Origin of the sequence: Gemmiger sp. An120 (assembly GCF_002160955.1) — a bacterium.
Lineage (GTDB): Bacteria > Bacillota > Clostridia > Oscillospirales > Ruminococcaceae > Gemmiger_A > Gemmiger_A avium.
Map to the genome: position 1 here is coordinate 1 of NZ_NFLN01000006.1, position 14973 is coordinate 14973.

Consider the following 14973-nt stretch of genomic DNA (forward strand, 5'->3'; position numbering starts at 1 on the left):
GGGTAGCGGTCGGGGCGGGAACCGGGGTGGCAACAGGCGGGGTCACCGTACCGCTGCCGGTACCCGGGGTGGGCTGAGGCTCCACCGGTTTTGTCTGAGAGTGGTCGGTGAACTGGGGCTGCCAGTTGCCGATACCCTCGCCGATGCCCATAGCGGCCAGCAGCTGCTGCAGCAGGGCCGCGCTGTCGTCCGCCACGGTCATGGTGCCCAGATGCAGTTCCCGGATTTCGGCCAGGGTGCCGTCCGCCTTGCGGCTGTTCACCTCGGCAAAACGCACATCCGCGTGGCAGGTCACATCCACCGTATCGCCGTTCTTGTCCTTGCGGGTCCAGCAGCTCCAGCGGCTGTCCAGCAGGGTGTCGGGCATGGTGCATTCGATAAAGGTCGCGGCGGAGGCGGTGTTTTCGTAACCGGGATTCTTCCGGTCCGGGTCGGTCGTCACCACATAGCTGCTGCCGTCCTGGCCCCGCTCGGTCTCGTTGTAGATCTCGGTCTGCCAGGGGCGGCCCAGGCTGACCTTGCCGCCGTCAGCGTACTGCCCGTCGGCGGTCAGGGTGCAGTTGTGGAACACCAGGCCGGTATTGCCTTTTTTGGTGTTGGGGGCGGTGAAATACCCGTTGTTCTTGCCCGGATAACAGGCCATGAACAGCTGGCAGTTTTCAAACCAGGCGTCCGCGTCGCCAAAGACAAAGTCCACGGTGCCCTCGATGTAGCAGTTTTCCAGTTTCACCCGACTGCCCGCGCCGTGCAGGTACAGGGTGTCCTGCCGGCCCAGGAACCGGCATCCGGTCAGATAGACCTTGTCCGCCGCCGAGCCGAAAGCCACGGCGGGGGTCTGCTCCCCTGCGGCGGTATGGTCGGTCAGGTTGTAGGTGTTCACAAAGGTGATGCCGCTGGCGCTGAAGCCGGTGGCGGCGCTGGTGAGCAGCACGGTGCCGCTCTGGTCGGTGCCCACGTCCCATTCGTCCTGGGGCACAAAGTTGCCGTTTTCGTCAAAGGTATTGGAGGAATAATACCCCGCCTGGATGCGTACCTCGCCGCCGTCCTTGTAGAGCGGCTGGAAGGAGACCCAGGGCTTGTTCACCGTGACCTTTTCGTTGTAGGTGCCGGGGGCGATCAGCAGCACCAGCGGCTGTTCGGCGCTGGAGTCGTTGGCGTCCAGGGCTGCCTGGATGGTGGCGTAGGTCTGGCCCGCGCCAACCGTGACAATGTGGGGTACGCAGACGCTGTCGCTCAAATAGTCCACCGTGACGGCGGACAGGTAGCAGCTGCCCGTGCCCTCAAACGCTACCTTTGCATAGCGGGCGGTTCCGGTCTGGGGCAGGGCGACCTCCTTGCCCACGCTGATCTCGGCCCCGTCCAGGGTCACGGTCAGGTTGTTGTAGTTGTTGCCGGAGAGGGTCAGGCTGGCCCCCTGGCCGTCCTCCGCGGCCACCGGAATGTACAGCACGGTGCCGCCGTTGATCTGCACATCCCCGTCCCGGGGCGCAAACTTGCCGCTGGTGGCATCCACCAGCAGGCCGTTATACTCGCCCCGGACGCCCTGGATGGTCTCGCCGCCCTGGGACAGATCCCAGACAGCGTCCTTGGCGGCCACTTCGCCGGGCTCCCCCGGGTAGGGGGCCTCCGGCTGGGAATAGGTCAGGGCCAGCCCGGACAGGTAGGCCTGCGCGGTAAAGGTCACCTGGCAATAGCGGCTGGTCTCCCCGGCGGGCAGGGCAACGGACAGGCTGCCGTTCACACCGTTGTAGGCGGTGCCGTCCACCGTCAGGCTGGCGGTACCGCCGGAGAGGGTCACGGTCAGGGTCGCGCCCAGCTCATGGGCCGCCACCGGGATATACAGCACGCTGCCCGCATTGATCTGGGTATCGGTGGCGCGGGGGGCAAACTTGCTGCCGGCGGCGCTGGCGTCCACCAGCACACCCGCAAACTCGCCCCGGCCATTCTGTATCGCGGGCAGCGCATCCGGGCCGGCGGCCAGGTTCCAGGCGGTATCCTCGGCGGCCACTTCGCCGGGCTCGCCCGGGTAGGCCGGTTCCGGCTGGGAGTAGGCCAGCGCGATGGCCTTTACATAGGCCTGGGTGGTAAATTCCACCCGGCAGCTGCCGTCGGCCCCGGCAGTCAGGGGGATCTCCACCCGGCCGCTGACGCTGGCATACGCCTGCCCGTCCACCGCAAGGGTGGCCGAACCGCCGGACAGCACAACGGTCAGGGTCGCCCCCGCCGGGCTGGCGCTGACCGGAATGGTAAGCACCGTGCCGGCGTTGATCTGGGTGTCCCCGGCGCGGGGGGCAAACTTGCCCGCCATGGCATCAATGACAATGCCCTGGTATTCGCCCGATTCCCCTTCCAGGGTGGGCAGCACGGCGCTGCCCGCGGCCAGGTCCCAGCTTTTGTCCGCCGGGACAGGCTGGGCATCCGCCAGAACCGGCGGCAGGAACACCGTGAAAACAAGTGCTGCCAGCAGCAGCAAAGCCAATATTCTCTTTATCTTTCTCCTTGCTGCGCGGGGAACCGCGCCTTTTATAACACGTTATATTGTCCGAACGGTTTAATATGGTAGCCGTTCGCAGTATTCCTGTCAATCCGGCATTCCGCCGAAAAAACAGCCGCTAACACGGCAAATACTTCCGGCATTGTCAAAAAGATGTTTATCGGCCTGCCCGCACATATTTTCACAGGAAAATATAACCCTTTTCCGTTGGCAGAATCGTCCCCGGAATTTATCCCGCCCCAACAGAAAAAGCCGCCCCGCGGGGCGGCTTTCGGTTTTGCTTACTCCTCCAGATGGCTGGTGCAGCAGGGGCACCGGGTGGCTTTCAGGGGGATCTTGCTCAGGCAGTAGGGGCAGGTCTTCTGGGTGACGGCCGCCTCCTTTTCCTTGCGTTTGAGGGTGCGGGCGGCCAGGGTGTTCATCCCCTTGACCAGCGCAAAGATCACCGCCGCCATCAGCAGAAAATCGATCACCTGGGTGATGAATGCGCCGTAGCACAGCACCGGCGTGCCGGCAGCCTGCGCCGCCGCCAGGTCGGCGTACTGGCCGCCGTCCAGCGCCAGGAAGTGGCTGGTAAAGTCCACCCCGCCGGTGATCAGGGTGATGACCGGCATGATGATGTCGTTGACCAGCGAGTTGACGATTTTCTGGAACGCGCCGCCGATAATCACGCCGACCGCCAGATCCAGCACGTTGCCGCGCAGCACAAAGGTTTTGAATTCAGCCAGTATCTTTTTCATAGGTCAGGTTCCTTTCCTCAATTCCGTTTGCGGGGTACAAAACTTGCCGCGGTTCCCGCCGCCGCCCCCAGCAGCGCCGGCACCAGCCAGCCCAGCCCCGCGCCGTACAAAGGCAGCGCGTGCAGGCCCGGAATGGTGATCCCCGCGCCGCTTTCCAGCGCCAGCAGCACGCTGAACACCCCGGTGACCGCCACGCAGACCGGATAGCACAGCGGTGCGCGGGCGGCCCACCGGTGGCACAGGCCCAGGGCAACCAGCACAATGGCCACCGGGTAGATGGCCTCCAGAACCGGGGCGGAAACGGTAAGGATCGCATCCAGCCCGGCAATGGAGAGTACAAAGCTGGCCGCCGCGAACAGCCACACCCAGCCCCGCAGGCTCACCCGGGGGCAGAGTTCATGAAAATAGGCCCCGCAGCAGCTGAGCAGGCCGATGCAGGTATTCAGGCAGGCGATCAGGAACACCGATCCCATCACCACACCGCCCGCGGTGCCGAACAGCTGCCCGGCCAGCCCGGTGAGCACCCCGGCCCCGTTGGCCGCATTGGGGAAAGCGGGCCCGGCCAGCGCGCCCACCGCCGCCAGCGAACCGTAGACCGCCAGCAGGATCAGCCCTGCGATCCAGCCGGCCCGCATGGTGCCCCGCACCAGCCCGGCCTCGTCCTGTACGCCCCGGCTGCGCAGGTTGGCGGCAATTACGATGCCAAAGTTCAGCGCCGCAATCAGGTCCATGGTCTGGTATCCGTTGCGGAACCCCTCTGCCAGGGGCTGGTCGGCCCAGGCGCCCAGCGCCATGCCGGGCGAAGCGGGCGGATGCAGCAGGCAGGCCGCCGTGATGGCCGCCAGCAAGGCCAGCAGCAGCGGGCCGGTGATCCGGCCCAGAATGCCGGAGAGTTTTTCCGGCCGCAGGGCAATGGCCGCCGCCACCACGAAGAACACCAGCGAATAGCCCGCCCGCAGCCAGGCCCCGCCGCCCGCAAAGGGACGCACCGCCATCTCAAAGGAGGTGGAGGCGGTGCGGGGAATGGCCAGGCAGGGCCCGATGGCCAGGTAGGACAACAGCGTAAAGCCCACCGCGAACCGGCGGCCGACCCGGCCGGCCAGCACCGACAGACCGCCCGCCATGGCCACCGCCGCCACCCCCAGCACCGGCAGGCCGATGGCGCTGAGGGCAAAGCCCGCCAGCGCGGGCAGGGTCAGCCGCCCGGCCTGGGCGCCCAGCCAGGGCGGAAAAATCAGGTTGCCCGCCCCGAAAAACATTGAAAACAGGGTCAGCCCCACCAGCACCGAATCCCGGCGGGTCAGACGTGTACGCTCCTCCATGGGCGCGCCCCCTTTCACATGGTATGCACGGCCGGGCAGGCCGTGCGGATTCAGTGTACCACATACCAGCCGGCCTGTCCACCGCGCTGGATTTTTGCGCGGCAATCGTATATAATGAAAGCTGGATCATTCCGCGCCGCAACCCGGCGCTTTACAAGGAGGCTGCACCGTGCATTATACCTTCAAAATCATACTGCGCAAGCTGGTGGTGGGGGTGCTGGCCCTGGCTGCCGCTGCCGCCATTACCCTGTTTATCAAGGAAAACCTGGACGTAAAGGACCCGGAGACCGCCCTGCCCTCCATCCAGATCACCACCGAAGGGGTGGTGCTGTCGCCGGAGATGGTATTCCGGGCCGGCTATGAGTGGAATTTCTTTACCGCCACCGAGATCAACACCCCGGTGTGGAGCACCGGCGATATTCTGAGCCGCACCTACCCGGTGGACGTGCCGCCCCGGGCCAAGCTGGAGATCGACTTTTCCCTCAACGCGGACACGCTGCAGGTAAGCCGGTCGGACCAGAGCGATTTTTCCGCCTTTGTGACCCTGGCGGACGAATACCCGGACAGCCTGATTGCCCCGGCGGAAGCGGGGCAGTATCTGTACAAGATCGAGGCAGGCTTTGGCCGGCGGGGGTCGATTATCTATTACCTGCTGCTGAATGTAAAGGAAACGGTGGCTCCGGCCGCCTGAACCCGATAGAAAAGGAGTGGACGATATGGAGTATATCACACTGGGCCGCACCGGCCTGAAGATCAGCCGCATGGGGTTCGGCGGCATCCCCATCCAGCGCATTGACGCCGAAAGCACCAAGGCCCTGATCCGCCAGGTGGCGGACGCGGGCGTCAACTACATCGACACCGCCCGGGGCTATACCGTCAGCGAGGAATGGCTGGGCGGCGCTCTGGAAGGCATCCGGGACCGGTTTGTGCTGGCCACCAAGTCCATGGCACGCACCCGGGAAGCCATGGAAAAGGACATTGCCATCAGCCTGGGCAACCTGCGCACCGATCATGTGGAACTGTACCAGATCCACAATCCCTCCCTGGCGGACATGGACACGGTGTTCGGCCCGGGCGGCGCCATGGAGGCCCTGCTGGCCGCCAAGGCGGAGGGCAAGGTGGGCCACATCGGCCTGACCGCCCACTCCAAGGAAGTGTTCGCCGCCGCCCTGGAGCATGAAGAGATCGAGACCATTATGTTCCCCTACAACATTGTGGAGACCCAGGGTGAGGAACTGATCGCCCGGGCCGCCGAAAAAGGGGTGGGCTTTATCGCCATGAAGCCGCTGGCCGGCGGCGCCATTGAGGACGCCACCCTGGCGCTGCGGTTCATCCTGGCCAATCCCAACGTGTCGGTGGTGATCCCCGGCATGGCCGACCCGGCGGAACTGACCCAGAACCTGGCCGCCTGCGAGGACCGGTCTGCCCTGTCGGCGGAGGAAACCGCGAAGATGGACGCCATCCGCAAGGAGCTGGGCACCAACTTCTGCCGCCGCTGCAACTACTGCGCCCCCTGCACGGTGGGTATCTCCATCCCCAACGTGTTCCTGTTTGCGGGGTATCTGAACCGGTACGGCCTGGGCGACTGGGCCCGCAGCCGGTACGCAGGGCTGCCCCACAAGGCCAGCGACTGCGTGGAGTGCGGCGTCTGCGAGACCCGCTGCCCCTACCAGCTGCCCATCCGGCAGATGATGCGCAAGGCCGCACAGGATTTCGGCGAATAAACCAACAGGCGGCGGAGCGGTTCTGACTGTTCCGCCGCCGTTTTGTAAGGAGGAGCGAGCTATGGCACAGGCGATCACACGGGAAACGGTGCTGGAACTGCTGCCCCCGCGCCGGCAGGAGACCCACAAGGGCAGCTACGGCAAGGCGCTGGCGGTGGCCGGCTGTGCCCGGTACCGGGGCGCGGCGGCCCTGGCGGCGGAAGGCTTGCTGCGGGGCGGCGCCGGGCTGGTGACCCTGGCTTCGACCGAGGCGGTGCTGGCCGGGGTGATCCCCCGTCTGCCGGAATGTATCTGCCTGCCCTGCCCCCAGGAGGCCCAGCACGGCGGCATCAGCCGCACGGCGGGCAAGCGCATTCTGGAAGCCAGCCGGGGCTGCGACGCGCTGCTGCTGGGGCCGGGGATGGGCAATACCGAAGACACCGCCGCCCTGGTGGATCTGCTGGCCCCCGGGGCAGGCTGCGGGGTGGTGCTGGACGCGGACGGGCTGAACGCGGCCGCCGCCATGGACGCGCTGCCCCGGCCGGTGAACGCGCCGCTGGTGATCACCCCCCATCCCGGGGAGATGGCCCGGCTGTGCGGGCTGACGGTGGCCGAGGTGGAGGCCGGCCGGGAGGGCATTGCCGCAGGCTATGCCCGGGCCAACGGCTGCGTGGTGGTGCTGAAAGGCCACCGCACCCTGGTGGCCGGGCCGGACGGCCAGGTATACAAGAACACCACCGGCAACGCGGGGCTTTCCCGGGGCGGCAGCGGGGATATTCTGGCCGGGCTGCTCACCGCGCTGCTGGCCCAGAAGCCGGACGATCCCATGGCCGCGGCGGTGTGTGCGGTGTGGCTGCACGGCGCGGCTGCCGACCGGTGCGCCGCACGCCGCAGCCAGTACGCCATGCTGCCCCACGATCTGTTTGAGGATCTGGGCGCCCTGCTGGCCGAAGAGGGCCGCTGAGCCCGCCCTATCGTTTTATCCGCACGCGTTTCTGCCAGAACCGGCAGGGACGCGTTTTTTTGCACCAAAAATTCACAGATTATTTATAGACTATTCAGTCTGTTTTGCTATAATAGACCATACAGTCCATTTTAGGAGGCAACTATGAAGCAGGAGGAAAAGACCCGCCGCACCCGCCAGCGTATTCTGGAAACCGCGGTGGCGGAGTTTGGAGAAAAGGGCTACGCCGGGGCTTCGCTGAATGCCGTGTGCGCAGCAGGCGGTGTGTCCAAAGGGCTTTTGTATCACAACTTTGACGGCAAGGACGCGCTGTATCTTGCCTGTGTGCAGCTGTGTTTTGACAAGCTGACCGCCCATCTGGCGGCACAGACCTATCCGGACGCGGAACCGCGGAGGCGGATGGCGGCTCTGCTGGCGGCCCGGCAGGAATTTTTCGACCGGGAACCGGCGCTGGGTCGGCTGTTTTTTGCCAATCTGTTTCAGCCGCCGGCCCATCTGGCCGCACCGCTGCGGCAGGCCCGGCAGGAATTTGACGCGCTTTCGGCACAGCTGTACGCCGAAACGCTGGACCGGCTGCCCTTGCGCCCGGGGGTAACCCGGAAAACGGCGCTGCGGTATTTTACCGCCGTGACCGAGATGTACAACCGGCTGTATCAGGACCGGGCGGGCGACACCGGCGATCTGGGCGCGCTGATTGCCGACCACGAAGCCAAGCTGTCGCCGCTGCTGGATCTGATGCTGTACGGAGTGGCCGTTCAGGATCCGGCCGATACAGTAAAAGGAGAGTGACCCCTCATGCTGATTCTGCGATTTTTGCTGACCCTGGCGCTGGCCTGGTGCGCCGGGCAGCTGGTGTCCAAACTGAAACTGCCCGCTATTCTGGGCTGGCTTATCGCCGGTATGGCGCTTGGCCCCCACGGGCTGGCCCTGATGAGCGACGCCGTGCTGGATGCCGGCTGGTACAATACCCTGGTGCATCTGCTGGAGTGCGCGGTGGGCCTGATGATCGGCACCGAACTGGTGGGCAGCAAGCTGCGCCGTTCCGGCCGGTCGATCCTGATCACCACCCTCACCCAGTCCATGGGCACCTTTGCGGTGGTATCGCTGGTGTTCGGGCTGGTGTTTGCCTGGCAGGGGATTCCCGTCTATCTGGCCTTTGTGTTCGGCGGCATCGCCCTGGCCACTGCTCCAGCGCCCGCCCTCTCCATTGTGCGGGAGTTTGACACCCACGGCCCGGTGACCGATACCCTGCTGCCCATGGCCGCTCTGGACGACATTGTGGGCTGCGTGGTGTTCTTCTCGGTAATGGCGGCGGTCTCCGGCCATCTGGCACAGGGCAGCCTGCCGGTGTGGATCATCCCGCTGATCATTCTGCTGCCGCTGGCGCTGGGGGCCCTGGTGGGCTGGCCCGCCGGCCTGCTGCTGAAAAAGCCCCGGGGCCGCGGCGCCACCCTGGCGCTGGTGCTGGGCGGCATCCTCTGCACCGCGGCGCTGGGCATGGCGGCTTCCCGTCTGGTGCCCGGGCTGAACTTCATGCTCATGGGTATGGCGTTCTCGGCCGTGTTTGCCAACCTGGTGGACGAGGAACGTCTGGACAGCATCATGCAGACCTTCCAGCCGGTGCTGGGTGTGGGCATGATCGTGGTGATCCTGAACCTGGGCGCCCCGCTGGACTACCATCTGGTGCTGGGGGCCGGCGTCTTTACCGCCCTGTATATCCTGGCCCGGGCGGTGGGCAAGTACACCGGGGCCTATGTGGGGGCCCGGGCCACCCACGCCCCCGCCACGGTGCGCCGGTATCTGGGCCTGACCCTGCTGCCCCATTCCGGGGTATCGCTGGTATTCACCGGCGTGGCGGTGTCGGTGCTGCAGGGCCCCGCGCCGGACTGCGCCCGCATCCTGCAGGGCACCATCGCGGCCGCTGCCGTGATCAACGAGCTGATCGCCGTGGTTGCCGCCCGGCAGGGCTTTGCCCTGGCGGGGGAACTGCACGCCCCCGCTTCCGTGCCGGACAGCACAACCGCATGATTTTTCGTCCCGGTTGGTGAAGATTCGTTCACAATTGTATGGTATCCTGTTTAACGGAATCAACCGCCGGGCCGCCGGTCCCGGCCCGTGAAAGGGAGCCTTGCCATGAATCTGTTGTTTTCCATCACGCCATCCTTTGTGCCGCTGCTGGGCAGCTGCCTGCGCTCCATCCTGAAAAACGGCGGAGCAGACCGGTATACCGCCTATATCCTGCACTCCGGCCTGTCCCCTGCCGCCTGCCGTACCCTGGAGGCGCAGTTTGGTCCCCGGCTGGAACTGCGGTTTCTGCCGGTGGACGAGCGTCTGTTTGACGGGTTCCCCGAATTCAAGCGGTATCCCCGGCAGATCTACTACCGGCTGGCCGCGCCGCTGCTGCTGCCGCCGGAGCTGGACCGCATCCTCTATCTGGATGTGGACACGGTGGTGATCAACCCGCTGGGCCCACTGTACAATGCGTCCTTTGACGGGGCCTGTTTCATGGCCTGCACCAATACCCGGAAGCTGCTGACCCGGGTGAACCAGCTGCGTCTGGGCGCCGGGGAGGGTGTGCCCTATATCAACAGCGGGGTACTGATGATGGACCTGGCCGCGCTGCGCCGGGTCGTCTCCATGGAGCAGATCCGCCGGTACGCCAACGAGATGTACGACCGGCTTGTGCTGCCGGATCAGGACATCCTGACCGCCCTGTACGGGGACCGGGTCAAGCTGCTGGACAGTCTGGTGTACAACCTGAGCGACCGCACCCTGCGGCTGTACAACGCCACCCCCGGCAACGAAAAGCGGGATCTGGACTGGGTGCGCCGCCACACGGTGATCGTGCACTATTTTGGCCGCAACAAGCCCTGGAAAGCCCATTACCACGGTGTGCTGGGCACATTTTACTACGAGTTTGCCTGATTTTTTCAGCATAAAGGCCCGGCTGCGTCTCTGCGCAGCCGGGCCTTTTTCGTTCTATCTGCAAAGGGGCTTTATGCCCACTCTTCCCGCAGTTCCTGCATGGCCTCCCGGGTGGAGTCCGCCGAGAACAGAAACACGCCGCTGTGGCTGTATACCTCCACATGCCCCGCTACCTGCCGAATCACGCAATCCATACCGTACGCCGCCTTTCTTTTGCACCAGGCGTCTGCCGCCCGGCTGTTTTCAGGTTTAGGAAAGGGTGTTCTCCCTCTTTCCATCCTCAGTATAGCAAAAGCATAGTACGATAATCAGGACTATCAACCCAAACAGAAAGACAGCGGGCCGCCCGGGACGGCCCGCAAAACAACCACGAAAAACCCGAGGATCAGGCCCGTACCTTTTCGCCCCGGGAAGCACGCACATCCCGGGAAGCGCCGCACACCCGGTCGTAGCAATACTGGATGATGCTGTTGCGCTTGACCAGGCCGATAAAGCTTTTCTTGTCGTCCACCACCGGCACAAAATTCTGGGTCATGGCGGCGGCCACCAGTTCGTCCATGGTGGTGGTCACCGGAACCGGCAGATAGTCCCGCTTGCGGGGTACCGCCGATACCGGCACGTCCTCCGCCCGCTCACAGGACAGGTCCATATGGTTTTTGATGTACCAGAGCAGATCGCCCTCGGTGATGGTGCCCGCGTACTCGCCCCGCCGGGTAAGCACCGGGATGGAGGAATACCGGTGGTACTCCATCTTCTCCAGGGTCTGGCGCAGGGTGAAGTCGTCATAGATGAAGGCCACATCCTGCTTGGGGGTAAGGAAGAACAACAGATTCATATCGATGCCTCGCTTATAGTAGGATTGAGGGTCGGTGATTTTGCAATCATTTTGTAATTTTATTATACCGCCTCTTTATGAAAAAGGTATGTCTAAATTCCGTTGATGATGATTTTTTTGTACATTTGTTACGATGCGTCCCGCGGATGCCGGGCAGATGCCCAAAGGCCGCATTCCCGCCGCTTTTCAAAGCACGCCGGGCTGTGGTATAATAAAGAGCCGGGAACGGTGCGCCGTTCCCCCAGTTCTGCGGCCCGCGCGGGCCGCGCAAAAGGAAGTGAACACCCATGCATTCTGTTCTCCGCCGCGCGCTGGCCCTGGCGGCCGGTGTCCTGCTGCTGGCGGGATGCGCTGCCGATTCCGCGCCGGACGGCAGCGACGCCTCCTCTTCCGGCGGGATGGCCACCATCCAGGTGCCGGCCGGCGGCAGCACCTCCGACGGAGTGCTCTGCATCGGCTATACCGAGGCCGACGGATTCAACCCCTATCTGGTCAACTCCTCGCTGGTGGCCCAGAACGCCGGGCTGGTATTTGAAAATCTGGTAGAGATCACCCCCGAGATAGATCTGGAGTACCGCCTGGCCCAGAACATCGTGAGCACCGGCAATCAGGTGATCATCACCCCCCGGAGCGGCTGCACCTTCGCGGACGGTTCCCCCGTCACGGCCGAGGACCTGCTGGCCAGCCTGCAGGCGGCCCAGGCCAGCGCCATGTACGGCGGGCGGTTTGCCAATGTGACCGGCATGCGGCTGCAAAACGATACGGTGGTGCTGGATCTGGCCGCGCCGGACAGCCTGTTTGCCTACCTGTGCGACATCCCGGTGATGAAAGCCGGGGAGACCGGCCTGTCCGCCCCCACCGCCAGCGGCCGCTACACCTACGGCGACGGGGCCGATCAGCTGGTGGCCAACCCGCGGGCGCCCTTCGGCGCGGGGGAAGGCCCTGCCGAGATCCGGCTGTGGCCGGTGTCCGGCTATGACGAGCTGGTCAGCAGCTTCTCCCAGGGTTCGGTGAACCTGTACGACGCCATCAGCGACAGTGACGCCGCCGGCAGCATGACCAGCCAGCAGAGTTTCTATCGCACCAATGAACTGATCTACCTGGGTGTGAACAGCACCAGCGAAAAGCCCCTGCTGGCCACCGCCACCGGCCGGGTAGCCCTGAGCCGCATGACCGACCGGCGCAAACTGGCCCAGGAGAGTTTTTATTCCCGCGCGTATCCTGCCACCGGCATTGTGAACAGCTTCTACCCCTGCGTGCGGGACGCGCAGGTGATCAGCGCCGACGCCGACACCGCCGAACTGCCCGCCCTGATGGCGGCGCTGGGCTACACGCTGGACCCGATGACCGGCTACTATGCCGACGCCTCCGGCGCCCGGCTGGAGGTGCAGCTGCTGGTGTACACCGGCAGCGTGTACAAGCGGTACGCGGCCAACCTGCTGCGCCAGCAGTGGGGCGAAGCAGGCGTGTATGTACAGATCGTGGAACAGGACAATTTTGACCAGTACAAGGAACAGGTGCTGAGCGGTCAATTTGAACTGTACATCGGGGAAGTAAAGTTGTATAATAATATGGATATAACGCCGTTTCTCACCGGTGGGGCCCTGAGCATGGGCCTGGCCCAGAGTGAGGAGCTGCTGGCCGCCCGGGACGCATTCCGTCTGGACACGGCCGCCGCCGGCACTTTGGAACAGACCTTTGCGGCTCTGATGCCCCTGGTGCCGCTGGTATGGCAGAACGGCACCGTGGTGTGCAGCCGGGACGTGACCGGCGTAAGCGCCTCGGTAAGCGGCGTGTTTTATTCCCTGGCAAACCTTGCGGTCGCATAAGGCCGACGAATCTGCGTAAAGGAGCGATGACAAGATGATCACCAGCTATACCCCTCAGGGCGCCGTGAGCATCACCGGCGAGTACTTCAATCAGCTTGTGGCCGAGGTGGCCAAACGCTGCTACGGGGTGACCGCCATGGGCGACGACACCACGGCCCAGCAGCTCAAGGGCCTGGTGCTCGGCGGGACCCATGCCGAAAAGGGCGTGCACGTGGAGCAGCGGGACGGCCAGCTGGCCATTCAGCTGCGCATTAAGGTGAGCTATGGGCTCAACATCGCCACCATCGTGCGGGCCATCACCCATAAGGTCAAGGATGAGGTGGAGCATGCCACCGGCCTGAAGGTCTGCCGCATCGACGTGCGGGTGGAGGACATCCTCTCCGCTGAATGACCGTCCGCCCGTACCTACCCCGCCCGGCGGCCCGGGTTACAAGTGATAATCGTATTTGAGGTGTTTTGAATTATGATTACTGGTAAGATCCTGCGCGACGCGATCCTTTCCGGCGCCAACAACATCGCCAACCAGCGCACCCGCGTGGACGAACTGAACGTCTTCCCGGTGCCGGACGGCGACACCGGCACCAACATGAGCATGACCGTGGGGGCCGCCGTGCCCGAGCTGAACGCCCTGGATGACGACTGCACCGTGGCCGAGGCTTCCAAGGCTGCCGCCAGCGCCATGCTGCGCGGCGCCCGCGGCAACAGCGGCGTTATCACCAGCCTGCTGTTCCGCGGCTTCTCCAAGGCGCTGGACGGCAAGAAGACCGCCGATGCCGCCGACCTGACCGCCGCGCTGCAGAAGGGCGTGGAGGCTGCCTACAAGGCCGTGATGAAGCCCACCGAGGGCACCATGCTCACCGTGGCCCGCGTGGCCGGCGAACAGGCGGCTGCCAGCGGCCTGACCGATGTGAACGAGCTGTGGGACCGGGTCATGACCGCCGCGCAGGAAGCCCTGGACAACACCCCCAACCAGCTGCCGGTGCTGAAAAAGGCCGGCGTGGTGGACGCGGGCGGCCAGGGCCTGGTGATCATCTTCGCGGGTATGCAGCAGGTGTTCCACGGCGGTGAGATCGTCGCCGGCGCCGAAGCCCCCGCCAAGGCCGCGGGCAGCAATGCCGCCGGCAAGGGCGTGTTCACCGACGACCTGATGAAGGTGGAAGACATCAAGAACGGCTACTGCACCCAGTTCCTGGTGAACAAGAACGAGGACTGCAGCACCGAGAAGCTGCGCGCTTTCCTGGAATCCAACGGCGACAGCGTGGTGGTGATCGAGGACGACGAGGTCATCAACTGCCATGTGCACACCGCTGACCCGGGCAAGATCCTGAGCCATGCGATCCAGTACGGGTATCTGACCGGCTTCAAGATCGAGAACATGCACGAGCAGTTCCTGGCCCGCCAGAAGCAGGGCAAGGGCCTGGAGAAGCAGAAGAAGGCCGAGGCGGCCCCCGCCAGCGAGTTCCCCTACGCGGCGGTTGACCCGGAGCGTGCCTACGGCTTTGTGGCCGTGGCCGCGGGCGAGGGCCTGCGGGCGGTGTTTGCCGACCTGGGCGTGGACGCCATTGTGTCCGGCGGCCAGACCATGAACCCGGCCACCGAGGACATCGTGGCCGCGGTGCAGAGCGTGCCCGCCCAGACCGTATTTGTTCTGCCCAACAACAAGAACATCATCATGGCCGCCGAGATGGCCCAGAAGATCGCTGACCGGCGGATCGTGGTGCTGCCCACCCGCACCATTCCCCAGGGCATCACCGCCATGCTGAACTTTGACCCCGACGCCACCGTGGATGCCAACACCATCAACATGATGCAGGCGGCCGACAAGGTGAGCACCGGTCTTGTGACCTTTGCCGCCCGCGACAGCGAGTTTGACGGCAAGAAGATCAAGAAGGGCGAGATCATGGCCCTGGAGAACGGCAAGATCGTGAACACCGGCAGCGACATCACCAAGATCACCTACCGTCTGGCCCGCAGCATGGCCAAGCGGGATACCAGCTTCATCACCGTGATCAGCGGCTGCGATGTGAGCGAGGAAGAGGCCGAGCGCACCACCGAGCTGGTACGCGCCAAGGTAGGCGGCGACATCGAGGTCACCCACATCAGCGGCGGCCAGCCGGTCTACTACTATATGATCAGCGTGGAATAAGGCGGAAAGCCGGAT

At 64.6% G+C, this 14973-nt stretch carries 14 protein-coding genes; 9 read left to right on the forward strand and 5 right to left on the reverse strand.

Going from position 1 to position 14973, the window contains the following annotated elements; all coding sequences use genetic code 11:
* The 3 genes from B5E65_RS06665 to brnQ all read right to left on the reverse strand — a co-directional run.
* A partial coding sequence (locus tag B5E65_RS06665) for a pectinesterase family protein (protein WP_087170996.1) occupies positions 1–2473 on the reverse strand: 2473 nt, incomplete at its 3' end.
* 302 nt (positions 2474–2775) lie between these two features.
* Positions 2776–3225 carry a large conductance mechanosensitive channel protein MscL gene (mscL, locus tag B5E65_RS06670; RefSeq protein WP_242957505.1) on the reverse strand — a complete coding sequence of 150 codons (450 nt, stop codon included), beginning with the start codon at positions 3223–3225 and terminating at the stop codon, positions 2776–2778.
* Between the two features lie 26 nt (positions 3226–3251).
* Entirely contained in the window at positions 3252–4556 is a 1305-nt protein-coding gene (brnQ, locus tag B5E65_RS06675) for a branched-chain amino acid transport system II carrier protein (RefSeq protein ID WP_087170998.1), read from the reverse strand.
* Between the two features lie 169 nt (positions 4557–4725).
* On the opposite strand from brnQ, the gene B5E65_RS06680 reads away from it, so the two are divergent.
* From B5E65_RS06680 to B5E65_RS06705, 6 genes are all read left to right on the forward strand, one after another.
* The gene (locus B5E65_RS06680; RefSeq protein ID WP_087170999.1) at positions 4726–5247 is read left to right on the forward strand and encodes a hypothetical protein; all 522 of its coding nucleotides are present in this window, start codon (positions 4726–4728) and stop codon (positions 5245–5247) included.
* A 25-nt stretch (positions 5248–5272) separates the two neighbouring features.
* Entirely contained in the window at positions 5273–6280 is a 1008-nt protein-coding gene (locus B5E65_RS06685; RefSeq protein ID WP_087171000.1) for an aldo/keto reductase, read from the forward strand.
* 61 nt (positions 6281–6341) lie between these two features.
* Complete coding sequence (locus B5E65_RS06690) at positions 6342–7223, forward strand: NAD(P)H-hydrate dehydratase (protein WP_087171001.1); 882 nt, start codon at positions 6342–6344, stop codon at positions 7221–7223.
* A gap of 144 nt (positions 7224–7367) precedes the next feature.
* Complete coding sequence (locus B5E65_RS06695; RefSeq protein WP_087171002.1) at positions 7368–8012, forward strand: TetR/AcrR family transcriptional regulator; 645 nt, start codon at positions 7368–7370, stop codon at positions 8010–8012.
* Positions 8013–8018: 6 nt separating this feature from the next.
* A complete protein-coding gene (locus tag B5E65_RS06700) occupies positions 8019–9251 on the forward strand; it encodes a cation:proton antiporter (RefSeq protein ID WP_087171003.1) in 1233 nt (410 codons plus the stop codon).
* Positions 9252–9356: 105 nt separating this feature from the next.
* Positions 9357–10148: a glycosyltransferase family 8 protein gene (locus B5E65_RS06705; protein ID WP_087171004.1), complete on the forward strand. Its 792-nt coding sequence runs from the start codon at positions 9357–9359 to the stop codon at positions 10146–10148.
* A gap of 71 nt (positions 10149–10219) precedes the next feature.
* On the opposite strand, the gene B5E65_RS16710 is transcribed toward B5E65_RS06705, so the two are convergent.
* On the reverse strand, positions 10220–10342 hold the full coding sequence (locus B5E65_RS16710; protein ID WP_275532862.1) for a hypothetical protein: 123 nt from the start codon (positions 10340–10342) through the stop codon (positions 10220–10222).
* 191 nt (positions 10343–10533) lie between these two features.
* Positions 10534–10983, reverse strand: a complete 450-nt coding sequence (locus B5E65_RS06710; protein ID WP_087171005.1) for a CBS domain-containing protein — start codon at positions 10981–10983, stop codon at positions 10534–10536.
* A gap of 287 nt (positions 10984–11270) precedes the next feature.
* Between B5E65_RS06710 and B5E65_RS06715 the strand changes: the two genes are divergently transcribed.
* The 3 genes from B5E65_RS06715 to B5E65_RS06725 all read left to right on the forward strand — a co-directional run bounded on the left by B5E65_RS06715 (position 11271) and on the right by B5E65_RS06725 (position 14958).
* Positions 11271–12812, forward strand: coding sequence for an ABC transporter substrate-binding protein (locus B5E65_RS06715; RefSeq protein ID WP_087171006.1), 1542 nt, complete (start codon positions 11271–11273; stop codon positions 12810–12812).
* Between the two features lie 34 nt (positions 12813–12846).
* Positions 12847–13203, forward strand: a complete 357-nt coding sequence (locus tag B5E65_RS06720) for an Asp23/Gls24 family envelope stress response protein (RefSeq protein ID WP_087171007.1) — start codon at positions 12847–12849, stop codon at positions 13201–13203.
* Between the two features lie 72 nt (positions 13204–13275).
* A complete protein-coding gene (locus B5E65_RS06725; protein ID WP_087171008.1) occupies positions 13276–14958 on the forward strand; it encodes a DAK2 domain-containing protein in 1683 nt (560 codons plus the stop codon).
* The last annotated feature ends 15 nt before the right edge of the window (positions 14959–14973 follow it).

Bases quoted from the DNA above. Each gene is read 5' to 3' on its own strand.
- brnQ (WP_087170998.1), bottom strand. From the start codon at position 4,556: ATGGAGGAGCGTACACGTCTGACCCGCCGGGATTCGGTGCTGGTGGGG.
- B5E65_RS06685 (WP_087171000.1), top strand. From the start codon at position 5,273: ATGGAGTATATCACACTGGGCCGCACCGGCCTGAAGATCAGCCGCATG.
- B5E65_RS06690 (WP_087171001.1), top strand. From the start codon at position 6,342: ATGGCACAGGCGATCACACGGGAAACGGTGCTGGAACTGCTGCCCCCG.
- B5E65_RS06695 (WP_087171002.1), top strand. From the start codon at position 7,368: ATGAAGCAGGAGGAAAAGACCCGCCGCACCCGCCAGCGTATTCTGGAA.
- B5E65_RS06700 (WP_087171003.1), top strand. From the start codon at position 8,019: ATGCTGATTCTGCGATTTTTGCTGACCCTGGCGCTGGCCTGGTGCGCC.
- B5E65_RS06705 (WP_087171004.1), top strand. From the start codon at position 9,357: ATGAATCTGTTGTTTTCCATCACGCCATCCTTTGTGCCGCTGCTGGGC.
- B5E65_RS16710 (WP_275532862.1), bottom strand. From the start codon at position 10,342: ATGGATTGCGTGATTCGGCAGGTAGCGGGGCATGTGGAGGTATACAGC.
- B5E65_RS06710 (WP_087171005.1), bottom strand. From the start codon at position 10,983: ATGAATCTGTTGTTCTTCCTTACCCCCAAGCAGGATGTGGCCTTCATC.
- B5E65_RS06715 (WP_087171006.1), top strand. From the start codon at position 11,271: ATGCATTCTGTTCTCCGCCGCGCGCTGGCCCTGGCGGCCGGTGTCCTG.
- B5E65_RS06720 (WP_087171007.1), top strand. From the start codon at position 12,847: ATGATCACCAGCTATACCCCTCAGGGCGCCGTGAGCATCACCGGCGAG.
- B5E65_RS06725 (WP_087171008.1), top strand. From the start codon at position 13,276: ATGATTACTGGTAAGATCCTGCGCGACGCGATCCTTTCCGGCGCCAAC.